The sequence below is a fragment of the Flavobacterium sp. TC780 genome, from assembly GCF_056783245.1.
In genome coordinates, this window is the sequence record NZ_JBXBAV010000043.1 from 12194 (window position 1) to 35451 (window position 23258).

The window sequence follows — 23258 nt, forward strand, 5'->3', positions numbered from 1 at the left end:
TATTATAGGATATTTTTCATCTCCATGAAATTAAAAATTCTTTTAAAACTTCAAAAGAAAGTCAAATTTCCAAATTCTGTGCGAAGATAAAAAAAATAACCCGAAAATTAAATTCAATTTTCGGGTTACCTCATTTTGATTTTAGCGTATTAATCTACGTTGTCGTGCAAAAATGAATTATTAGAACGCAACTGCAAATCATTATTACTATCTGTTCCTACAGAGATTCTAGAATTTGTATTGTTTTGTGAACTGTTAGAAAGATCAATACCTAATCTTTTGTAGGCTGGTTCTTTCTCTAGTTCTTCAACTCTAGAAACATTATTATGGAACTTATAATTAAATTCTTTTAATTTTTTTCTTCTTTCATCAGCTCTCATGCGTAATGTTTCTTCAATAGTTAACTCCATCGGAGAAACTTCTTCAGAAAAATTAGTTTCTTGCACTACTGCTCTTTGGTGAACCGTAATATTTAGCTCTTCTGGAATAACTTCTTCAACTACTTTTGCAGCAGGTTTTGATGACGTTAAATCATTTTCAAGTTCCATATACTCTTCTAGAGAATACTTGATAATTCCGTTATCAGAAAGTTCCGTAACTGGTACGAATTGAACTGGCTGGTTTACTTTAATATCACGTGTTTCATTTGTTAATTCAAACAATACTCTAGTATCTTCTTTTACAGGCTCAGGTTTTACTTCTGGCTCAGCTCTAAAAATAGGCAAATCAAAAGAGAAAGTAGTTTGTTCTTCCTTTTCTACGATTTTATGTTGAACAGCTCTTACAGGGGCAACTTCTGGAGCTGAAATTGTAAAATCAATATCTGTAATTGGAGAAACGATTTCAAAAGTTACATCTAAATTTTTAATAAATTCAGACATTACAACTAATTCATCTTCGTTAATCACTGGTGATTGAACTATTGGCGCCACTGCAGTAGGTTCTGGTGAATCGTCAAGTAATTCAAAAACAACTTTTTCTTCTGCTTTTGGTGTTGGTGTTGATGGTGTTTCAGCATTTAAATCAAAAGAAGTAAGTGTTTTATTCGTCAAATTATGAACACTTCTCTGCTCATCTTCTAACGTATGTATAATTTTTTTAGGTTCAGTGTTTACGATTTCGTTTTGTTGTTCAACATCAAAACCTGTTGCAATAATTGTAACAGCAATAGCATCACCTAGGGTTTCATCTTCACCAACCCCCATAATAATATTAGCATTAAAACCAGCTTCTACCTGAATATGATCATTTATTTCACCTATTTCATCAAGTGTAATCTCATTAGAACCTGAAACGATAAGCAACAATACGTTTTTGGCTCCTGTAATTTTATTATCATTTAACAACGGAGAATCTAATGCAGAAATAATAGCATCTTTTGCTCTGTTTTCTCCAGATGCAGTAGATGATCCCATTATAGCAGTTCCACTGTTTGATAATACCGTTTTGGCATCACGTAAATCGATATTTTGAGTATAGTGGTGCGTAATTACTTCAGCAATACCTCTTGAGGCAGTTGCCAAAACTTCATCCGCTTTAGAAAATCCTGCTTTAAAGCCAAGATTTCCGTACACTTCTCTTAATTTATTATTGTTGATTACAATTAACGAATCGACTTGCTTACGTAACTTTTCGATACCCAAAAGCGCTTGCTCCTGACGTACTTTTCCTTCGAAAAGAAACGGAATAGTAACAATTCCAACTGTAAGAATCTCTCTTTCCTTAGATAATTGTGCAATTACTGGCGCAGCTCCTGTTCCGGTACCACCACCCATTCCTGCAGTAATAAATACCATCTTGGTATTGCGATCCAACATCTTTTCGATGTCAGCAATACTTTCAATAGCCGACTGTTGTCCTACATCAGGGTTAGCACCTGCTCCTAAACCTTCTGTTAGATTAACTCCTAACTGAATTTTATTAGGCACAGAACTATTTTGTAGCGCTTGTGAATCAGTATTACAAACGATAAAATCTACCCCTTTGATTCCTTGTTTAAACATGTGGTTTATAGCATTACTACCTCCACCTCCTACACCGATAACTTTTATCACATTTGATTGATTTTTTGGTAAATCAAATGAAATACTTCCAAATTCTGAGTTGCCCATCATATTTTTGGTTTTTTGATATTAAATATTAATTCTTGTCTTGTTTTATAATCGCTTATTCAGCGTTGTCTAGAAAATCTTTGATTTTATCGACATAGCGGTCAAAAAAGGATCTTCTTATTTTTGTTTCAGTTGACTCTTCTTTAACTACTTTCTTCACTTCTTCAACAGTTTCTACATAAGATTCTTCAACCTCGTGTTGTTGCTGTTGTACCGGGGCTCTATATATTGGTACCTTTGGCTGTTCTACAACGTCCATTCTTACGGCACTTTGAGTACTGTTTTCAATACTGTTCATTACTAAACCTACAGCCGTAGCATATAATGGACTTGATATTTCTTCGTTTGAATTACCTGCCAAATGTTCATTTGGATATCCAATTCTGGTATCCATTCCTGTAATATACTCTACTAATTGCTTAATGTGTTTTAGTTGAGCTCCACCACCTGTAAGAACAATTCCTGCAATTAATTTTTTGCGAGGATCTTCGTGTCCGTATGCTTTTACTTCTGTAAAAACCTGATCCACGATTTCGACTACACGTGCATGAATTATTTTTGATAAATTTTTTAAAGAAATTTCTTTTGGTTCTCTTCCTCTTAATCCTGGATCGAAACAATTTCATTGTCTTTATTTTCTCCTGGCCATGCCGATCCAAATTTAATTTTCAATAATTCAGCTTGCTTTTCGATAATCGAACAACCTTCTTTTATATCATCTGTAATTACGTTTCCTCCAAAAGGAATTACAGCTGTATGACGAATGATTCCGTCTTTAAAAATTGCTAAATCTGTTGTACCGCCTCCAATATCGATAAGCGCTACTCCTGCTTCTTTTTCTTCCTGACTCAATACAGCATCAGCCGAAGCCAATGGTTCTAATGTTAAGCCTGATAATTCAATTCCTGAACTTTGGATACATCTTCCTACGTTTCTAATAGATGAAGCTTGTCCTACTACAACGTGAAAACTAGATTCTAATCTACCACCGTACATTCCAATAGGCTCTTTAATCTCCGATTGCCCATCAATTTTAAATTCCTGTGGCAAAACGTGAATTATTTCTTCACCTGGTAACATTGCAAGTTTATTAACCTGATCTATTAAAAGCTGAATATCATTTTCACCAATCACCTCTTCAGGGTTGCTTCTGCTAATGTAATCTGTATGCTGTATGCTGCGAATATGCTGTCCTGCTATACCTACAACTACGTCTTTAATCTTGTAACCCGAATTATTCTCCGCTTCATGTATCGCTTGCTGAATAGATTGTATTGTTTGAGTAATATTGTTCACAACACCTCTCGCAACACCTAAGCTTTTTGATTTTCCTATTCCTAGAATCTCAAGCTTACCATATTCATTCTTCTTACCTATCATGGCAACAATTTTGGTTGTACCAATATCTAGACCTACTGCAATATTATCTTTTCCCATTATCTATTATTTTGTGCAAACTACTTGTTCCGTAAACCTAAGATCTATCTTACTATATTTATATAACGAACTATCTAACGCTGCCTTTTGAAAAAAGGCTTTATAATTATTAAATTTTCGTTCAACATTTATCGTTCTTCCGAAATCTATCTCGTAATTAAAATTCCTGTTAAGCATTTTTAAGCTTCCATTAGGCATAATTTCAATTCCAATGATGTTTTTTTTCAAAAATGCATCGTCATAAATCATGCGGAATAATATAGCTAATTCTTCGTTATTTTTTTTATTTAAATTCCCTGAAACAAGAGGAACTCTAGCTGTAAAATTGTCAGACAAAGGCATTTTACCACCCTCATAATCAATATAGAACGACTCATTCCCGTTCATAATGCGGGCTATCGGCGTTTTCTGTTTTACTACTGCTTTTAGAACACCATCAATACTCACAAAAACATCCGATTTCTCAATCATCTCTTGCGTATTAAGGACTTTCTCTATCTTATTCAAATCTAACCCTTCTTTTTTAATGCTAGAAGCATCTCTTTTATTTTCTATTAACAATTTATTAACCGTCTCTGGCTTGACAAAAATAGCGTTTTCCCCTACAAAAACAACGGTAGATTTCTTTAATTTTCGCTCTCCATTTCTATGTGATGTAAACGAAAATAAAACGATAACTACCCCAAACATGAGGATCAACCGAATATTTGTCCAATTAATTAATTTCATTTAAACTATTTTTAATTGATGGCACTAATTCACCTAAATCACCAGCTCCAATAGTTACAATTACAGTTGCATTACTAGCTTTAATTGAAGCTAATAAATCATTTTTAGCAACTATTTTCCTGTTAGAATTACTCATTTTATCCATTAACCATTGCGATGTAATTCCTTCCATCGGCAATTCTCTTGCAGGATAAATATCCAATAAAATCACTTCATCAAATGCTGACAAACTTTTAGCAAAACCGTCAGCAAAATCTCTAGTTCTGCTAAATAAATGCGGCTGAAAAACAGCCAATACTTTTTGTCCAGGATACAACTCCCTAACAGCTTGATTCACTGCATTTATCTCTGTCGGATGATGCGCATAATCATCTATATAAACCAGTTTATCTGATTTTATTTGATAAGAAAAACGCTTTCTTATACCTTTAAATGACGCTAAAGCTTTTGCAATTGCATCAGTCGAGGTTCCATATGTTTTTGCCATAGCAATAGCCATTAGCGCATTCATTAAATTATGTTTTCCTGGTAACCCAAAATGCAAATCTTTCATAGTTTCTGACGGCGTTTGCACATCAAAAACATAACTTCCATTTGCTATTCTAACATTAAACGCTTTAAAAGGCGCATCTTCATTTATAGCACATTGAATTCCCTCCAGAGGCAACTCTTTGGTTATAAAAAGATTATTTTTATCCTCCACTTTTGAAGCAAATTCTACAAAAGATTCTTCTATCGCTTCGCTTGTTCCATAAATATCCAAGTGGTCTGCATCCATTGATGTGATACAGGCAATATTTGGGTGTAAATGCAGGAACGAACGGTCAAATTCATCAGCCTCAACAACAGTAACAGTTTTTCCGTTTCCTATTAAATTCGAATTATAATTCTCTACAATTCCACCTACAAAAGCAGTAACATCGGCTCCACTTTCGTAAAGAATATGTCCTAAAATACTAGATGTTGTTGTTTTACCATGTGTACCAGCTACAGCAAACGAAAAAGTGTCTTTTGTAATGATTCCTAGAACCTCTGCTCTTTTCTTAACTACATAATTTCTTTCTAAAAAGTAATTCCACTCCGAATGTGTATTTGGAACTGCAGGTGTGATTATAATCAATGTGTTTTCTACAAAATAATCACTTGGAATTAAACTAATATTATCTTCAAAATGAATATTAATTCCACTTTCGATAAGTTCATTTGTAAGTATTGAAGGGGTTTTGTCGTAGCCTGAAACTTGTTTTCCAATGTTCTTGAAATAACGAGCCAGAGCACTCATTCCGATGCCTCCAATTCCTATAAAATAGACGTTCTGTATTTGGTTTAAATTCATTTCTTTTTTGCTTTAGGCTTTAGGCGCTGAGTTTTAAGCTCAGTCCTTTAACTTTATGACTTTTTTTTATTTAATCAACTTTATAATTTCCGCAACAATTGCCTTTGTTGCGCCTGGTTTTGCCAATCGCTTTATGTTTTCACTAAGCTGTTTTTGCTTCCCTTCATCCTTCAGCAATGCTTCAAAAACAATGCTAAACTCGTTGTCTAACTCAGATTCTTTCAATAAAATCGCACCCTTCTGATCTACAATAGCTTGCGCATTTTTTGTTTGATGATCTTCAGCAACATTTGGCGATGGAATAAAAATAACTGGCTTTCCAACAATACATAATTCCGAAACTGACGATGCTCCAGCTCTTGAAATGATGATATCTGCCGCTGCATAAACAAAATCCATTCGCTCTATAAAATCAACCACCTTTACATTTGGCTGATTGTATTTTTTATAATCTTCAAAATACAACTTCCCACATTGCCAGATAATCTGAACGTTTTGAGAAAGCATATTAGGTAATTCTTTTTCTATTAATTGATTTACTCTTCGAGCGCCAAGACTCCCTCCAAGTACCAATAATGTTTTTTTATTTGCGTCCAGATTATAGAATACGATTGCTTCATCTCTTTTGCTATCGATATCTATTAAATCCTGACGAACTGGATTACCAGTTAAAACAATTTTGTCTACAGGAAAAAATCGCTCTAAATTTTCATACGCAACACAAATCGCACTCGCTTTCTTACTCAATAATTTATTGGTAATTCCTGGAAACGAATTTTGCTCTTGGATAACTGTTGGAATTCCTGCTGATCCAGCCATTTGTAATAACGGACCGCTAGCAAAACCTCCCGTACCAATAACAACATTAGGCTTAAATACTTTTATTATTTTTCTTGATTCTAATAAACTACTTATCAACTTAAAAGGAAACATAGCGTTCTGTAAAGTCAATTTTCGTTGTAGTCCAGCAATCCAAAGACCTTTTATCTCATATCCAGCTTGTGGTACTTTCTGCATTTCCATTTTGTCTTTAGCACCAACAAAAAGAAATTCAGCATCTGGATATTGTAATTTTAATTCATTCGCAATTGCAATTGCAGGATAAATATGTCCTCCTGTTCCTCCACCGCTTAATATGAATTTATATTTTGTCATATTTTTAAATGTTACTACATTTTAAAAATTATTATATTTTCTCTTTTTAACTCCAATCATTTCATCACCGCCTCCATTGGATTCTTTGCATTGTCTTCGATTGAATATCCTCCAACTTCTTCTTTCATCAATTCATTCTCTTCCTCTAATTGCTTGTCAATTAATTTTTTTAGCGCCTCTTCTCTTTTCTCCTTCTCTTTTAGCTCTTCTTCTATTTCTTCGTCTTTTTTAGTAACACTAATAATGATTCCAAGTGCAAAACAAGTCATCCAAATTGAACTACCTCCACTACTAATAAGCGGTAGGGTTTGTCCCGTTACTGGTAATAATTCGACTGCTACAGCCATATTAATCATCGCCTGAAATATCATCGGAAAACCGAGCCCGACGACGACTAACTTCCCAAATAGCGTATTGGCTTTATGTGATGCGATTACAAATCTAAACATCAACAATAAGTACAATCCTAATATTGTAAGTCCACCTATCAACCCATATTCTTCAACAATGATTGCGTAAATAAAATCGGAAGATGATTGTGGCAAAAAGTTCTTTTGAACACTTTTCCCAGGCCCTAAACCTCCTAGTTTTCCAGATGCTATGGCAATTTTAGCCTTCTCTATCTGATAATCATCTTCATCCGGTTTATCGGTTGTAAAATTCTCAATTCGACTTCCCCATGTTCCTACCCTGCTAAAAAAGCGAGATTCAGGAAAAGCTTTCGCTAAAAGAAGGAAAAACAGAAACATTACTACTCCTGAACCAATAATTAATCCGATATATTTTAAAGGATATTTACCTATAAATGTAAGCATCAATACCATCGAAAAGATAAGCGCTGTTGTCGAAAAATTCGCTGGCAAAATAAGCATCAACGTAATAAAAACAGGCATCCAAAGCTGAATTAACGAAGTTTGAAAAGGCTCGTCTTCATCTCTGGTCTTTGATAAATATCGTGCCACAAAAATAAATAACACCATCGATGCCAATGTAGATGTCTGGAATGTGATTCCGATAAACGGAACCTGGATCCATCGACTTGCATTTGCTCCAGCAATAACAGTTCCTTTTAAAAGCGTGTACGCTAATAATATCCAAACCACAGGTAAAGCAACTTTTGAGATTGCTCTAAAATAATGGTACGGCACCTTGTGTACACAGTAAATAATTACGAACCCTATACAGATATGAGCTAAATGTTTTACCAAATATCCCAACGTATTTCCTGTTCCATGACCTATATAGGCTAAATTACTACTCGCACTAAAAACAGGCATAAACGAAAACAAAGCCAATAAAGCCACAAACGACCATATTACTCTATCTCCTTTTAATTTGTTTACTAGTTCTTTCATTTTAATTTTAGATTTATGAATTTATATTTTTGTAAATTCTTAATTCTAGCTCATTACACTAATTCTATTGTTTACTGCCTTTAAACTATTCACCAAAATGGCAGTTAACTCGTTTCCTTCTTTCCAAATTGTTTCTAATTCAGATATGCCAATCCATTTTTTTTTCTGCTATAATTTCGATCCAAAATAAAGTTTCATCAGCCTTCTCTAAAACAATCTCCATTTTTGATGCAAATTCTTCGTCGCTTTTTGATCTACAAACCGCTCTATAATCTGCTCCTACCGAAGTACCACTTTTAATAATTTGACTTGCAATTATTTCACTTGAACCAAAATTTGGTAATTTCTCTGCCAAATTTATCACCATCAAAGAAAACTTCTTTGTTCTTACTTTCATTCCGTCTGTCGTCATCTCTATAAAAATATTTTTTGATTAAAGTTTAAACCTTAGCCCGCTAACTATAAATTATGCACTGCTTGTTTAAATTGTTTTCCTCTGTCTTCGTAGTTTTCAAATAAATCAAAACTTGCACAAGCTGGAGACAATAAAACTGCATCACCTTTCTCAGTTAAACGTTGCGCTGTTTTTACAGCATCGGCCATATTATTAACTTCAACCATAATATCAACTACATTACCAAAAGCATCAATTATTTTTCGGTTATCAACACCAAGACAAATAATAGCTTTTACTTTTTCACGAACCAATGACATCAATTCGTTGTAATCATTTCCTTTATCAACTCCACCAACTATCCAAACTGTTGGTGCATTCATACTATCTAATGCAAAAAATGTAGCATTTACATTTGTTGCTTTTGAATCATTAATATATTGTACGTTCTGAATTTTCAGAACTTTTTCTAAGCGATGTTCAACACCTTGAAAATTAGATAAACTCTCACGAATTGTTGCATTTCTTATCTGCATCAATTTAGCTACTGAACTTGCTGCCATTGCGTTTTTCAAATTATGTTTTCCTTCTAAAGCAATGTACTCAGTATCCATTGTAAACTCTTCTTGGTTAATCTTAATTTCCATTTTGTTGTTTTTTATAAATGCTCCTTCATCGAATTCTTTCGTCAATGAAAAAGGAATTAGTTTTGCTTTTGTTGTATTATTTTTAAGCCATTCGGCTGATGCTTCATCATCGCCATCATAAATTAAATAATCACTTTCTGTTTGATTCATTGTTACTCGAAACTTCGAGTTAATGTAATTTTCATACTTATAATCATATCTATCTAAATGGTCGGGACTAATATTTGTAATTATTGCAATATCTGGTCTGTAATCTATGATTCCGTCCAATTGAAAACTGCTCAATTCTAGTACATAAAAATCGAATTTATTTTCAGCTACCTGCCATGCAAAACTCTTTCCGATATTTCCTCCAAGGCCTACGTTTAATCCTGCTGACTTTAGCAAATGATAGGTTAACATTGTTGTCGTTGTCTTACCATTACTTCCTGTAATGCCAACTGTTAAGGCTTCGGTGAAAGGCTTTGCAAACTCAATTTCAGAGATTACTTTAATTCCTTTTTTTACTAAACTCTTAACTATTGGTGATTTCTCAGGAATACCTGGGCTTTTCATTACCACATCGGCATTTAAAATTAGGCCTTCAGTATGTTTACCTTCTTCCCATGCAATTCCGTTAATGATAAGAACTTCTTTATAACTCTCGTTTATCTTTCCATAATCAGAAACAAAAACATCATATCCTTTTTTCTTTCCAAGAATAGCAGTACCTACACCACTTTCTCCTCCACCTAAGACTACTAACCTCATATTATCTTAGTTTTAATGTTACAATAGACAATATGGCCAGCATAATTGCAACAATCCAAAATCGGGTTACAACTTACTTTCGTGATACCCTTTTTTCTGGTAATGATGATGCAATGGCGACATCAGGAAAATTCTTCGTCCTTCGCCAAAACGTTTTTTAGTATATTTAAAATAAGCCACCTGAATAATTACCGAAGCACTCTCTGCTAAGAAAATACCACAGAATAAAACAATCAACATCTCTTTACGAACTGCTATTGCCAAAACAGCTATAATCCCTCCAATTGTTAGACTTCCTGTATCTCCCATAAAAACAGATGCCGGATATGAATTGTACCATAGAAATCCAATTAACGCACCAACAAAGGCGGAAATAAAAACGGTCATTTCACCCGAATTGGGTATATACATTATATTGAGGTAATTCGAGAAAATAATATTTCCTGATAGAAACGTAAATATCCCCAGTGCGAGTACAGACACTGCTGAAGTTCCCGCTGCAAGACCATCGATCCCATCAGTTAAATTAGCTCCATTAGAAACCGCTGTGATAATAAAAATTACAACTGGAATAAAAATCAACCAAGCCCATTTCTCATATCCTTCGCCAGTCCACGCTAATAATTCAGCGTAATCAAACTCATTATTTTTAAAGAATGGAATAGTTGTTACAGTCGATTTTTCTTCAATTAATGCTGGAACTATTACACTAGTTGTTGATTGCACTCTATAAATATCGCTATTACCAGTATCGGTTCTTACGGTAACATTTGGGCTAAAGTAAAGTACTGAACCTACAATTAAACCTAAACCTACTTGACCTATAACCTTAAAAATTCCTTTAAGTCCTTGTTTATCTTTTTTGAAAATCTTGATATAATCATCTACAAAACCAATTACTCCCATCCAAAGCGTGGTTACAATTAGCAATACGATATAAATGTTATGCAGTTTAGCAAACAACAAAACAGGCACAAGGGTAGCAAATATGATAATTAAACCTCCCATAGTTGGTGTACCAGCTTTTTCATTTTGACCAGCAAGTCCAAGCTCGCGAACAGTTTCACCAACTTGTTGATTTCTTAGGAAATTGATAATTCTCTTTCCGTAGATTGTTGATAAAAGCAACGAAAGCAAGAAAGCTAAAGCTGATCTAAAAGTAATGTACTGAAAAACTCCTGTACCTGGCACATCTAATGTTTTGTCTAAATATTCAAATAAATAGTATAGCATATATCTGGTTTTATTTGTTTAGTTGTGCTAAAATTTCCTTTACAATCTGCATATCATCAAAATCATGACGTACGCCATTTACTTCTTGATACGTTTCATGTCCTTTACCTGCTATTAAAATAATATCGTTGGGCTGTGCCAATTGACAAGCTGTTTTGATTGCTTGTTTTCTATCTGTAATTGCCAATGTTTTTTTATAATTTTGTGGTTCAACACCTTTTTCCATCTCAATAATTATAGTTTCAGGATCTTCATTTCTAGGATTATCAGATGTAAATATTGCTTTATCACTTAACTCTGATCCAATTTGTGCCATAATAGGGCGCTTGGCTTTATCTCTATTTCCACCACAACCTACAACTGTAATTAATTGCTCATTTTTAGTACGAATATCATTTATGGTTTTCAATACGTTTTCTAATGCATCTGGCGTATGTGCATAATCTACAATTGCTGTGATATTAGAATCTGATACAATAAATTGAAAACGCCCAGAAACACTTTCTAAATCTGACAATAAACGTAAAGCTTCAAGACTATCAATCCCTAACTCAATAGCCGTTCCGTAGATTGCTAATAAATTGTAAGCATTAAATGTTCCTATTAATTTTACCCAAACTTCATTATCATTAATTTTTAACAACAATCCTGATAATTGATTTTCTAAAATTTGCGCTTTATAATCAGCATACGATTTTAAAGCATAAGTACGTTTTGTAGCAATTGTATTTTGCAACATTACTGGCCCATTTTTATCATCGATATTTGATAATGCAAAGGCTGTTTTTGGCAATGAATCAAAAAATGATTTTTTCACATCTCTGTACTCCGCAAAAGTTGGATGATAATCCAAATGATCATGAGATAAGTTTGTAAAAATTCCACCTACAAAATGCAAGGCTTCAGTACGCTTTTGATGAATTCCGTGTGAACTTACTTCCATAAAACAATGCGTAACTCCAGCTTCAATCATTTCATTTAAATAATGATTGATTGTAATAGAATCTGGTGTTGTATGCGTTGCTTTATATTCTATTTCGTCGACAACTATTTTTACAGTAGATAATAAACCTACTTTAAATCCTGCTTTTTTAAATAATTGATACAACAATGAAGCAATCGTTGTTTTACCATTTGTTCCTGTAATACCAACTAATTTGATTTTCTCAGATGGATTGTCAAAGTAATTAGCTGCCATAAAAGCCAAAGCCGAATTAGTGTCTTTAACTTTAATGTAAGTAACTTCTTTTGATAAAACTTCTGGTAATGTATCGCAAATAACAGCAGTTGCCCCAAGTTCAATTGCTTTTTGAATATAATCATGACCATCTGAAAGTGTACCACGAATGGCAACAAAAACATCATTCACTTCTATTTTTCTAGAATCGAAATCTATTTTATGAATAGCAATATCCGTTGAACCCGTCACCGATTCAATAGCTACTTTGTATAATATGTCTTTTAATATATTCACGATAATTCTAATACTATAGTTGTGTTTTTAGCTATATTTTCTCCTGCCTGAAGCGATTGTTTTTTCACTTTTCCTATTCCAACAGCTTTCACTTTAAGCCCTAAATTTTCGAGTAAGGCAATTGCATCCATACCCGACATCCCTTTTACATCTGGGACAGATTGCTTTTTCTGTACCTGAGTATAGTAAGCGTTATAATTGTTTTCTTGTTTTGAAATCTTAGCATCCAATGTTTTTATTTCATTTGTTGATGGCGCATCTGTAAAAATCTTTTGAGCAATTCTTTTAAAAACTGGTCCCGCAACATCTGCTCCGTAATAATTATTTTTTGATGTATTTGGTTTATGAACGACTACAATACAAGAATATTTAGGATGATCTGCTGGAAAATATCCTACAAACGAAGAAGCATAATACAATCCTGACCTATCTTTATTCCCGTAATTTACTTGAGCCGTTCCTGTTTTTCCTGCCATAGAAAAATCTTTTGAATACAATTTAGCCCCTGTTCCTTTTTTTACCACATTTGCCAAAACTGCTTTTAGCTTATTGATTGTTTCTTGCGAACATATTTTAGGATTCAAAACCTCAACATCAAACTTTTTAATTGTTCTATTCCATTCTTTTATCTCAGAAACAAACTGAGGCTTAACCATTACTCCATTGTTTGCAACCGAATTATAATAAGTCAAAGTTTGTAATGGTGTTACCGAAACCCCATATCCAAATGCCATCCATGGCAATGAAACCCCTGACCAATGTTTGTCTCCAGGCTGTGGTATATAAGGTCTTCCTTCTCCTTGAAAATGCAATCCCAATGTTTTGTTTAATCCGTAACTATTAATGCGGTTAACAAATTTGGATGGGTTGTTTTTATAATTATCATACACCGCCTGAACCATTACTGTATTAGATGACAATTCAAAACCTCTAGCCAATGATATTTTACCATACCCACCTCTTTTTGAATCACGAACAACTCTTCCATAATAACGAACTTCACCATTATTACAATCGAAAACTGTACTGGTATCCGCTACCTTATCTTCTAGAATTGTCATTAAATCAACTAATTTAAAAGTTGATCCTGGCTCATGTGACTCGGCTATAGCATAATTTGTGGTTTCATAATAAGAGCCATCATCTGCTCTCCCTAAATTAGAAATAGCTTTAATGTGTCCTGTTTCCGTTTCCATTACAACCACACAACCATGATCTGCCTCATAATCTTCTAATTGTTTTAGCAATGCATGATGCGCAATATCTTGGATAAAAACATCTATAGTCGAAATTACATCATATCCATCTTGTGGGTCTACTTCATTTACATCTCGAATAGGTTTCCATTGGCCTTTTGCAATTTTTTGTTTTAGGATTTTACCATCTTTCCCATTCAAATAATTTCTAAACGCCCATTCGATTCCTTTCCCCGTTGACTCTCCATTAACACCACCTTTGTCATAACCGATAGTCCGTTCAGCAATTTTTCCGATAGGATGTTCTCTCACCGTTTCTTGCTCAATGATAATACCTCCTTTATAAGGTCCTAGTTTAAACAACGGAAACCCTTTTATTTTCATGTAATCTGTATAACTTAATTTACGAGCTATTAAGAAATACCTATTTTTATTGGCTCTTGCCTTTCTTAATTCATTTTGATAATAACCACTAGGTCTTCCCAAAAACTATTGACAGTGAATCTGCAAGTAATTTTACATTCTTTTCAAAAGCTTCTGTTTTAGGCGCTACAGCATCAAATCGAATTTCGTAATTAGGAATAGAGGTCGCCAAAAGACTTCCGTCTGCCGAATAAATATTCCCTTTATTTGCGGGAATAACAAAGTTTTTTACCGTACGCTGCTTAGCTAATTTTCGATAATAATCTCCTTCAACCCACTGAATATTAGTTAACTTTACGACAATACCAATTGCCATCAAGAAAATGAAGGCTGCTACCAGATAAACTCTGTAGGATATATTTTTGTCGTCTACTGCCATATGCGTTTAAAAAAGCTTTTTTCTTTTTCTTTCTTTACTTCAATTTTAATTGGAGGAACTGTCGACGGATAAATTTCTTTGGTAAGCATTTTTTCCGATACTGTCGACTCCATTTTTAATTTCATCAATTCCGATCTCCTGTCTACAAACTCTGATCGCAATTCCTTTACTTCATTATTCAATTTTGCAATTTCAAAAACCTTTTGTTCGTATCGTTGTGTATTAGCAATCATAATTATTGCCAGCAGAATTATAAAAACGATAAAACGCCAATTCTTCACAGCGTCATCATTAATAAGAAATCTTGCTTTTAATATATCAAATACTCCGTTTTTCATTATACCTTATTATAGTACTATATTTTTTCTGCAATTCTCAGCTTGGCACTTCTAGCCCTATTGTTTATTTTAATCTCTGCGTCATTAGGAACTATTAGCTTTCCGATGGTTTTAAATGGAACTGAAAAATTTCCATAAAAATCACGTTCTGGCTCTCCTTCAAACATTCCGTTTTTAATGAAACGTTTTACCAATCTATCTTCTAATGAATGGTATGAAATAACACTTAATCTTCCACCCGGGTTTAACACCTCCAATGATTGCTCGATAAATTCTTTTAATACATCCATTTCCTGATTTACCTCTATACGTATTGCCTGATAAATCTGAGCTAGTATTTTATTACGAACTCTTTCAGGTAAATATTTTGCCAAAACTTCTTTCAATTCATCAGTAGTCTTGATAATCTTATTTTCTCTAGCCTCTACAATTGTTCTCGCCAAAACAGGAGCATTTTTCAATTCTCCATAATCTAGAAAAACTCTTCTCAAATCTTGTTCATCGTATTCATTCACTACACGATATGCATTCAAATCATTTTTCTGACTCATTCGCATATCCAGTTCAGCGTCAAAACGGGTAGAAAAACCTCTTTCGGCAACATCAAACTGATGTGATGAAACACCTAAATCTGCCAAAATTCCATCTACACCTCTTACACCATGAAAACGCAAGAATCTTTTAATAAACCTAAAATTTTCATTTATAAATAAACTTCTCGTCTGGCAAAGCATTTGCCAAAGCATCTTCATCTTGATCAAAAGCAAATAATTTTCCGTTTGGCCCTAGCCTGCTTAAAATCTCTTTTGAATGTCCCCCACCACCAAACGTCACATCTACATAAATGCCGTCAGGCTTAATATTCAAGCCATCTACTGTTGGATGAAGCAAAACCGGATTATGAGATTTCCATTGTCGTCGTCATTTATATTTCCCATTACTTCTTCGGCTAAATCTGCAAAATCCATATCTTCGCCGCTAATTGATTTTTCGTATAACTCTTTATCCCATATTTCAACAATATTCACCGCAGATGAAAATACCACATCTTTCGAAATACCAGAAATGCCATCAGATCCTTCGGAACTAATAAACGCCCTAATGCATCAATCTCAACAATCTTAACTCCAGCGGTAAACCTTCTGATAAAATCATTATTTTTCTTTACAAAACGATTCAGTTTATTAATTTTCTGCATCATCAAATCCCATTCTTCCATCGGATATAACTCCAAACAAGTCTGAAACACGGAACGCTTCAAAACAAATCCGTTTTGAAGTGAGGTAGCCAACTGCTTTTTCAAGGGAGCAGGCATTAGCAGCCTCCCTTTAGCATCGACTTTACACTCATATGTTCCTACAATTGTGTTCAAAAAAAAGTATGGTTATGTTATACAGCAAAAATATAAAAAATATTACCACAATTTACCACTATATACCACTTTGTTGATAAGTTTAACCACTTTTACCCAAAAACTCTTAAATTATGCATAGTCAGATCATTAGCTATTTGAAAAATTAGCTGTAAGAATGATTCTACATAACAAAAAATGAAATAAGCATATTGAAAAATATCATCCTTTTTTTGGCAATTTTGATGAGAAAAAAGAAAAAAATTAAAACATCTAGCAACTGATTTTTAGCTATTTATTTCTTCGACTAAAATTATCTAGTTAAAAATTGTTTTCAAAAATCCATATTTATGTATTAAACCCTATATTTGTCCAAATTGAAATCGGTATTTAGTTAGATGGATAAACATTACAAAAAAGAAGGCAGATATAGCTATTATGAAGCTGGAGAAGGAACACCTATTGTTATATTACATGGCCTCATGGAAGGACTTAGTAACTTCGATGCCGTAGCCGAATATTTTTCAAATAGAGGGTACAAAATAGTAATCCCCGATTTACCGATATACACACAAAGCATCTTAAAAACTAACGTAAAAAGCTTTGCTAAATACGTTAAAGACTTTATCACATTCAAAGGATTTGATAAAGTCATTTTACTGGGAAATTCATTAGGTGGCCATATTGCACTATATCACACAAAATTATACCCAGAGAAAGTAACTGGACTTGTAATAACAGGTAGCTCAGGACTCTATGAAAGCGCAATGGGTGATAGTTATCCTAAAAGAGGAGATTACGAATACATAAGGAAAGCTGAAGATGTATTTTATAATCCAAAGATTGCAACTCCAGAGCTTATTGATGAAGTTTATGCTTCTGTAAATGATCGCATAAAATTAATAAAGACACTTACCATTGCAAAAAGCGCTATTCGTCATAACATGGCAAAAGATTTACCAAAAATGCAAGTTGAGACTTGTATAATCTGGGGTAAAAACGATAAAGTAACTCCACCGGACGTAGCCGAAGAGTTTAACAAATTACTTCCCAACTCTTCTTTATATTGGATTGACAAATGTGGACATGCTGCCATGATGGAACATCCAGAAGAGTTTAATAAAATTCTTGAAGAATGGTTGAAAAAAACCAATTTATAATAAACACTTTCGAATTTGAGGAGGTTTTAGAAATAGTATAGATATGAAAATAAATACCGCCAAATTTATAATCAGTAATTCAGATGTTAGCAAATGTCCTAAGGACTTCTTGCCTGAATATGCTTTTATAGGAAGATCAAACGTAGGAAAGTCTTCTTTGATCAACATGTTGACCAATAATAAAAACTTAGCAAAAACTTCTGGTCGCCCAGGAAAAACACAATTGATAAATCATTTCTTGATTAACAATAATTGGTTTCTTGTAGATTTACCTGGATATGGATATGCTAAAGTTTCTAAAAAAACAAAATCTGTTTTCCAACAGTTCATCACCGATTATTTTGAAACTCGCGAACAATTAGTTTGTGCTTTTGTATTAATCGATATTCGCCATGAAGCTCAAACCATCGACATTGAATTTATGTCGTATATAGGTGAAAGTGAAATTCCATTTTGTATCATTTTTACCAAAGCTGATAAAATCAGTAAAACAAAAGTTGATTCTCACATTGCTGCTTACAAAAAGAAAATGTTTGCCAATAACTGGGCCGAAATGCCACATTATTTTGTAACATCTGCAACAGAATCTACTGGTAAAGATGACGTTTTAAACTATATCGACGAAGTAAACCAAGAGGTGTTTAAAAATAATAATCAGTTTTAAATATTCTTTTCAGAAATAAAAAAAATCCCAAAATTAAAAAATTTTGGGATTTTTCATTTGTTTCAATTACGACTTTTTCAATTCAAGTTTTTCAGCAAAATAATCACAGAAATCTTTCATAGTATCCGACATTTTCTCATCATCTGTAGCACGCTTAAACGTATCAGCCATCGCTACTAAAGTTTGATGAAAGAAAATTTTCATTTCATCTACTGGCATATCTTTCGTCCATAAATCAATACGCATCGTTTCCTGCACTTTACTGTCCCAAATAGAAAGCATAATTGCTTTTGCATCTTGAGCTTCGACTCCTCCATCTTTTGCAGACCATTTTAGTTTTTCTGGTACTCGATTTTCGTCTAACTCTATAAGGAATTTAATTTCTGAGGTTTGTTTATTATCTGACATTACTTCTTAGGTTTATATTTTGATTTTTCAAAAATTTCTTTTGCGTTGGTTTTTAACAATTCTTCTATTGACACATCGTTATTCTTCATATACGAACGTACAATTTGCCATCCAATCCAGGTTCCAACGCGTCCTGGTGATTCGTTATCTATTTCAAGGTAAAACTTAGAAAATGGTGCTGTATTTATAAATCGTGATGTAAGTTTTGCATCATCACTATACAACATCTCTTTTTCTATAAAATAGCGCCACATATAGCCTTCATTTTCCTCACACCATTTAATTTGTTCTAGTGTATATCCTATTTTATCCGCATCAGTATAATCAGGCAAAAGCAAATCTTTTAAATACAATTGCTTTCCATAATACACCATTTTGCTTATTAAATTCTTATCTGTAATTGGCGAAATTTTCTTTAATGAGAAACTAGAAACTACATCTGGCATAATTTGCTTCTCTTCAAAATTTTCCTTTATATAATTCGGAAATTGATAAAACTTATGTTCTTTTCCTAAATACAATTCAAGCGCAACTATAACCAAGCTATCTGCATAAATCGCCTTATTGTTATAATCCATTTCAGAAATTATAGTGATTACTTTTGGCATTTTTGTTTTAGGAAAATAATACTCTATATGCTGAAACAAACTATTGAATTCTTTACGAACTGGCTCAAAGTCCCCATACTTCTTTTGGACTTCAGTATACAACTCTCTCCAGAGTGGGTTTTGCATTTTTTCTAACCATACCGAGTCATCATTACCTGCTGGAAAGAAAAAAGGATATTCTTTTTTTATTTTGGCTAAATCTTTGGGCTGGGTCTCAAAAAACACTTTATCAAAACGCTCCACTTTAATATCTACTGGAATTTCTTCTACTGCTTTTTCAATTTTACTCTTTTTATCACATGACAAAAAAAAGACACATAGAGCGATAGCAAACCGATATATTTTCATTTTATTTTAATTAAGTTTGTGTTGCAAATTCTATTAAGTAATGACTACTTAAATATAATTGTGCAAATATACATTCCTGTATTTTAAAACTTAAACTATTATGGCTAAAAAAAGCACTATTCAAACAGAAAAAGTAAATACCTACATTGTAGAGTGGTTAAAAGATTATGCCACCAATGCTAAAGTGAATGGTTTTATTATAGGAATTTCTGGTGGTGTCGACTCTGCTGTAACCTCAACATTATGTGCCCAAACTGGATTAAAAGTTTTATGTGTAGAAATGCCTATACATCAAGCTCCAAATCAAGTTTCCAGAGGAAGAGAACACATTGATCAATTAAAAAAACGCTTCCCGAATGTTTCCAATATAGAAACCGACTTAACAAGTACATTTGAAGCTTTTAAAGCAGCAACTCCAGATGACGCCGATATTGCTAAAGTTAATTTATCATTAGCCAACACTCGCGCTCGTTTACGCATGACTAGCCTATACTATCTAGCAGGTATTCATGGTTTATTAGTTGCTGGAACAGGAAACAAAGTTGAAGATTTTGGAGTAGGTTTTTACACAAAATATGGAGATGGTGGCGTAGATTTGAGTCCAATTGCCGATTTAATGAAATCTGATGTGTATGCATTAGGGGTATTTCTTAAAATTCCAGACTCAATTTTAACAGCTGCACCTACTGATGGCTTATTTGGAGATAACAGAACAGATGAAGACCAATTGGGTGCTAGTTATGATGAATTAGAATGGGCCATGCTAGCCGATGAACTAGGAAAATCAGCTATTGACTTCACAGGACGAGAAAAAATTGTTTTCGAAATATACAAAAAATTAAACACAGCCAACCAGCACAAAATGAACCCAATACCTGTTTGTTCTTTACCTAAAAAGTTAAAATAATCATTTTTATGTTGATTTACAATAAATTACAGAATTTATTTATTAATTTTACAATTCCAAAAAAAAATGAACAATTCTTAAAAAGGTAAAACTATGATTAAAGTATGTTTAGCAGACAACCACCCTGTGACGCACTTTGGCGTTAAGTCGTATTTTAAAGACCATGATGACATTTCAATCGTTGCAAATGTAGGTAACTTTACGATGGTAAAAGACATTCTTCAAACTAAAGACATTGATATTCTTATTTTAGATTTAGAATTAGAAGGTCTTGCAAGTATTTTTGAAGTGAAGTCTATTCTTAAAAATTTCCCTAAAACTAAAATCATCATCTTCAGTAATCTTTCTGAACAAATGTATGCTCCAAATGCTATAAAAGCTGGTGTTTCAGGATACATCCACAAAACAGAAAAACTAGAAACTCTGGGGATTTCGATTATCAAAGTACATGAAGGGAAAATTATCATCAATGAAACCGTACGTAAAAATATGGCATTGATTGCAAAACAAAGCAAAAGTGAACGTTTATACCGAAAACTATCAAACAGAGAAATTGAGGTATTACGCTACTTAAGCGATGGTAAGAAAAACAATGAGATTTCTAAAATTCTAAATCTTAACGAAAAAACAATTAGTACTTACAAACTAAGATTACTAACTAAATTAAACGTTACCAATTTAGTAGACTTGGTTAATAAAGCCAAAACATTAGAAATTATTTAAGTATGGTAACGGGACATTACTCTCCCTAATTTTCTCGAAAACGAATTAATTAATTTTGAGTAATCTATAACCATCATCAAAAGCTCCATATTATCTTCCTTAGGATTTGATACTATGGAGCTTTTTAATTCTTCAATTATCTTATCTACCAAGAACCAACGCATAGACATAATTGTCTCAGTTACATATTGACTTATTGATTCTGATTTACCTTTAGAAAAAATATTTTGTCCTTCCCAGTCATGAAGTGCAACTTTTTCATCTTCCATCAAAATATCCGTTACTTCCTGAGCAAATTCAGGCTGCAAACGCATTAAATATTGCTCCAAACTAAATTTTTCATTCTGATGATAGAACGTAATTAAACCTGTAAAAATATCACGAAAAAGACTATTAGAAAGCTCTACCTCATCTTCCTGCAAACTCAAATAAATTCGCTGAAAAACTTTGTACTCTTTCTTTTCAGTAACCGTTTCTATTTCACCTTCTCCATTATTTCTCAAAAAAACATCTTCAAACACTTCTGTCTTATCTCCATAAAGCAATAAAATTTCAATTACTTTACGTTCTAAATTATACAAAATATCAATTTTTTCAGCTTGTTGCTGTTCTGGATATCCTGGCTCTCCTGATAATCCTCAGGCGGTCCGTTTCTTGGATCTTCTGGATCTCCCCCTGAATACCCTGTGGTTTTTGGTTTTTGGTTTCTATAAACTTCAAAAGGCTTGTGTTCCTGCTTTTGTTTTTTATTAACCTCTGCAATATCTTTTTGAATCAGCTGCGCCAAAGTACTCACAAGCACCTGCTCTGAAATATCCATAATTCGCGCACATTCCTGAACATAAACCTCACGCTGAATCCTATCTGGAATTTTAGAAATACTCGTAACCATATCCCGAATCAAATCGGCTTTCTTTATAGGGTCATTCTTAGCCTCATTCATTAATAAAGAAGCCTTAAACTGAATAAAATCCTTAGCATTCTCTTCTAAGTATTTAACTAAATCTTCATACGAAGTTTTTCTAGCAAAACTGTCTGGATCATCACCATCAGGAAAAGTACACACTACTTTACATTCATCCCTTCTTCAAGAATCAAATCGATTCCTCGAATAGAAGCTCGTAATCCCGCAGCATCTCCATCAAAAAGTACAGTGATATTTTTGTCAACCTGTTTACCAATCGAATTTGATCAGGTGTTAATGCCGTTCCCGAAGAAGCAACTACATTTTCTATTCCCGCTTGATTAAATTGAATCACATCAGTATATCCTTCTACCAAAAAACAGTTATCTTGTTTTGCAATAGATTGCTTAGCTTGAAAAATACCATACAATACTTTACTCTTATGGTAAAGATCACTCTCGGGGGAGTTTAAATATTTTGCTGCTTTTTTATCATTAGTAAGTATTCGACCTCCAAAACCCAAAACACGTCCCGACATACTTTGTATCGGAAACATAACCCTTCCTTTAAATCTATCAAATGGGCGATCATCTTTTGGAATTGTCAATCCGGTGCTTTGCAAAAACTCTAATTTATACCCTTGCCCAAGTGCTTCTTTGGTAAAAGCATCCCAAGTTTCAGGGGAATATCCCAGTTCGAATTTTTTTATTGTTTCGTTTGTAAAGCCTCTTTCTTTAAAATAAGAATATCCTATTGCCTGACCTTCATCTGTATTTAAAAGCACATTATGGAAATACTTTTTTGCAAATTCCGAAACCAAATACATACTTTCGCGAACATCCGTTATAGCTTTTTCTGCTTCCGTTTGTTCTGTTTCTTCAATCTCAATATTATATTTTTTAGCCAAATACCGAATAGCCTCTGGATATGTAAATTGCGAGTCTCCATCAGGAATTTAACTGAATTCCCTCCTTTTCCAGTACTAAAATCTTTCCAAATTCCTTTTACTGGCGATACCATAAACGACGGAGATCGCTCATCTGAGAATGGACTCAACCCTTTAAAGTTACTCCCTGCTCGTTTTAAGTTAACAAAATCGCCAATTACCTCCTCTACTCGAGCAGTTTCAAAAACAGTATCAATGGTATTTTGTGAAATCAAAACGTATTTATTTTTTTAAGATTGAAGCCTGTAAAATTACACAAATCAAACTTCATATTTTAATTAT

General features: G+C 33.4%; 15 protein-coding genes and 6 pseudogenes. 4 read left to right on the forward strand and 17 right to left on the reverse strand.

What is annotated here, in order from left to right; genetic code table 11:
• Positions 1–149: 149 nt before the first annotated feature.
• The 14 genes and pseudogenes from ftsZ to AC1RYN_RS04250 form a co-directional block, all read right to left on the reverse strand.
• On the reverse strand, positions 150–2114 hold the full coding sequence (gene ftsZ / locus AC1RYN_RS04185) for a cell division protein FtsZ (RefSeq protein WP_481805943.1): 1965 nt from the start codon (positions 2112–2114) through the stop codon (positions 150–152).
• 52 nt (positions 2115–2166) lie between these two features.
• A pseudogene (gene ftsA, locus AC1RYN_RS04190) lies at positions 2167–3548 on the reverse strand (cell division protein FtsA).
• A 6-nt stretch (positions 3549–3554) separates the two neighbouring features.
• The gene (locus AC1RYN_RS04195; RefSeq protein ID WP_481805944.1) at positions 3555–4277 is read right to left on the reverse strand and encodes a cell division protein FtsQ/DivIB; all 723 of its coding nucleotides are present in this window, start codon (positions 4275–4277) and stop codon (positions 3555–3557) included.
• Positions 4264–5613: a UDP-N-acetylmuramate--L-alanine ligase gene (gene murC, locus AC1RYN_RS04200; protein ID WP_481805945.1), complete on the reverse strand. Its 1350-nt coding sequence runs from the start codon at positions 5611–5613 to the stop codon at positions 4264–4266. The genes AC1RYN_RS04195 and murC overlap by 14 nt, the downstream gene beginning before the upstream one ends.
• Positions 5614–5679: 66 nt before the next feature.
• Positions 5680–6768, reverse strand: a complete 1089-nt coding sequence (gene murG / locus AC1RYN_RS04205; protein ID WP_481805946.1) for an undecaprenyldiphospho-muramoylpentapeptide beta-N-acetylglucosaminyltransferase — start codon at positions 6766–6768, stop codon at positions 5680–5682.
• Positions 6769–6824: 56 nt separating this feature from the next.
• Positions 6825–8123 (reverse strand): FtsW/RodA/SpoVE family cell cycle protein, encoded by a 1299-nt coding sequence (locus AC1RYN_RS04210; protein ID WP_481805947.1) that lies wholly within the window; start codon positions 8121–8123, stop codon positions 6825–6827.
• A 139-nt stretch (positions 8124–8262) separates the two neighbouring features.
• On the reverse strand, positions 8263–8535 hold the full coding sequence (locus AC1RYN_RS04215; RefSeq protein ID WP_481805948.1) for a four helix bundle protein: 273 nt from the start codon (positions 8533–8535) through the stop codon (positions 8263–8265).
• A gap of 47 nt (positions 8536–8582) precedes the next feature.
• Entirely contained in the window at positions 8583–9914 is a 1332-nt protein-coding gene (gene murD / locus AC1RYN_RS04220; RefSeq protein WP_481805949.1) for a UDP-N-acetylmuramoyl-L-alanine--D-glutamate ligase, read from the reverse strand.
• Position 9915: 1 nt separating this feature from the next.
• A pseudogene (gene mraY, locus AC1RYN_RS04225) lies at positions 9916–11147 on the reverse strand (phospho-N-acetylmuramoyl-pentapeptide-transferase).
• A 10-nt stretch (positions 11148–11157) separates the two neighbouring features.
• Positions 11158–12621 (reverse strand): UDP-N-acetylmuramoyl-L-alanyl-D-glutamate--2,6-diaminopimelate ligase, encoded by a 1464-nt coding sequence (locus AC1RYN_RS04230; RefSeq protein ID WP_481805950.1) that lies wholly within the window; start codon positions 12619–12621, stop codon positions 11158–11160.
• Positions 12618–14619, reverse strand: a pseudogene (locus AC1RYN_RS04235) (penicillin-binding protein). Before AC1RYN_RS04235 ends, AC1RYN_RS04230 begins: the two are co-directional and overlap by 4 nt.
• Positions 14610–14957, reverse strand: coding sequence for an FtsL-like putative cell division protein (locus AC1RYN_RS04240; RefSeq protein ID WP_481805951.1), 348 nt, complete (start codon positions 14955–14957; stop codon positions 14610–14612). The pseudogene AC1RYN_RS04235 and the gene AC1RYN_RS04240 overlap by 10 nt, the downstream one beginning before the upstream one ends.
• Positions 14958–14974: 17 nt before the next feature.
• Positions 14975–15882, reverse strand: a pseudogene (gene rsmH / locus AC1RYN_RS04245) (16S rRNA (cytosine(1402)-N(4))-methyltransferase RsmH).
• Positions 15866–16329 (reverse strand): annotated as a pseudogene (locus AC1RYN_RS04250) (division/cell wall cluster transcriptional repressor MraZ); the annotation flags it as partial. The pseudogenes AC1RYN_RS04250 and rsmH, both read right to left, overlap by 17 nt.
• A 377-nt stretch (positions 16330–16706) precedes the next feature.
• On the opposite strand from AC1RYN_RS04250, the gene AC1RYN_RS04255 reads away from it, so the two are divergent.
• Both AC1RYN_RS04255 and yihA read left to right on the forward strand, forming a co-directional pair.
• A complete protein-coding gene (locus AC1RYN_RS04255) occupies positions 16707–17468 on the forward strand; it encodes an alpha/beta fold hydrolase (RefSeq protein ID WP_481805952.1) in 762 nt (253 codons plus the stop codon).
• A gap of 43 nt (positions 17469–17511) precedes the next feature.
• Positions 17512–18132, forward strand: coding sequence for a ribosome biogenesis GTP-binding protein YihA/YsxC (yihA, locus tag AC1RYN_RS04260; protein ID WP_481805953.1), 621 nt, complete (start codon positions 17512–17514; stop codon positions 18130–18132).
• 66 nt (positions 18133–18198) lie between these two features.
• Here the strand turns inward: yihA and gldC are convergent, their stop codons facing one another.
• A complete protein-coding gene (gldC, locus tag AC1RYN_RS04265; RefSeq protein WP_129540956.1) occupies positions 18199–18540 on the reverse strand; it encodes a gliding motility protein GldC in 342 nt (113 codons plus the stop codon).
• Positions 18540–19496, reverse strand: coding sequence for a gliding motility lipoprotein GldB (gene gldB, locus AC1RYN_RS04270; protein WP_481805954.1), 957 nt, complete (start codon positions 19494–19496; stop codon positions 18540–18542). The genes gldC and gldB overlap by 1 nt, the downstream gene beginning before the upstream one ends.
• A gap of 100 nt (positions 19497–19596) precedes the next feature.
• Here gldB and nadE point away from each other — a divergent pair, with 100 nt between their 5' ends.
• Together nadE and AC1RYN_RS04280 are read left to right on the forward strand one after the other, a co-directional pair.
• Positions 19597–20403 (forward strand): NAD(+) synthase, encoded by an 807-nt coding sequence (gene nadE, locus AC1RYN_RS04275; RefSeq protein ID WP_481805955.1) that lies wholly within the window; start codon positions 19597–19599, stop codon positions 20401–20403.
• A gap of 93 nt (positions 20404–20496) precedes the next feature.
• On the forward strand, positions 20497–21126 hold the full coding sequence (locus tag AC1RYN_RS04280) for a LuxR C-terminal-related transcriptional regulator (RefSeq protein WP_035618090.1): 630 nt from the start codon (positions 20497–20499) through the stop codon (positions 21124–21126).
• Here AC1RYN_RS04280 and dnaG read toward each other — a convergent pair.
• Positions 21123–23191 (reverse strand): annotated as a pseudogene (gene dnaG / locus AC1RYN_RS04285) (DNA primase). The gene AC1RYN_RS04280 and the pseudogene dnaG sit on opposite strands and share 4 nt — an antisense overlap.
• Positions 23192–23258 lie beyond the last annotated feature (67 nt).

Excerpts from the sequence above, each read along its gene's own strand:
- ftsZ (WP_481805943.1), bottom strand. The coding sequence starts at position 2,114 with ATGATGGGCAACTCAGAATTTGGAAGTATTTCATTTGATTTACCAAAA.
- AC1RYN_RS04195 (WP_481805944.1), bottom strand. The coding sequence starts at position 4,277 with ATGAAATTAATTAATTGGACAAATATTCGGTTGATCCTCATGTTTGGG.
- murC (WP_481805945.1), bottom strand. The coding sequence starts at position 5,613 with ATGAATTTAAACCAAATACAGAACGTCTATTTTATAGGAATTGGAGGC.
- murG (WP_481805946.1), bottom strand. The coding sequence starts at position 6,768 with ATGACAAAATATAAATTCATATTAAGCGGTGGAGGAACAGGAGGACAT.
- AC1RYN_RS04210 (WP_481805947.1), bottom strand. The coding sequence starts at position 8,123 with ATGAAAGAACTAGTAAACAAATTAAAAGGAGATAGAGTAATATGGTCG.
- AC1RYN_RS04215 (WP_481805948.1), bottom strand. The coding sequence starts at position 8,535 with ATGACGACAGACGGAATGAAAGTAAGAACAAAGAAGTTTTCTTTGATG.
- murD (WP_481805949.1), bottom strand. The coding sequence starts at position 9,914 with ATGAGGTTAGTAGTCTTAGGTGGAGGAGAAAGTGGTGTAGGTACTGCT.
- AC1RYN_RS04240 (WP_481805951.1), bottom strand. The coding sequence starts at position 14,957 with ATGAAAAACGGAGTATTTGATATATTAAAAGCAAGATTTCTTATTAAT.
- AC1RYN_RS04255 (WP_481805952.1), top strand. The coding sequence starts at position 16,707 with ATGGATAAACATTACAAAAAAGAAGGCAGATATAGCTATTATGAAGCT.
- yihA (WP_481805953.1), top strand. The coding sequence starts at position 17,512 with ATGAAAATAAATACCGCCAAATTTATAATCAGTAATTCAGATGTTAGC.
- gldC (WP_129540956.1), bottom strand. The coding sequence starts at position 18,540 with ATGTCAGATAATAAACAAACCTCAGAAATTAAATTCCTTATAGAGTTA.
- gldB (WP_481805954.1), bottom strand. The coding sequence starts at position 19,496 with ATGAAAATATATCGGTTTGCTATCGCTCTATGTGTCTTTTTTTTGTCA.
- nadE (WP_481805955.1), top strand. The coding sequence starts at position 19,597 with ATGGCTAAAAAAAGCACTATTCAAACAGAAAAAGTAAATACCTACATT.
- AC1RYN_RS04280 (WP_035618090.1), top strand. The coding sequence starts at position 20,497 with ATGATTAAAGTATGTTTAGCAGACAACCACCCTGTGACGCACTTTGGC.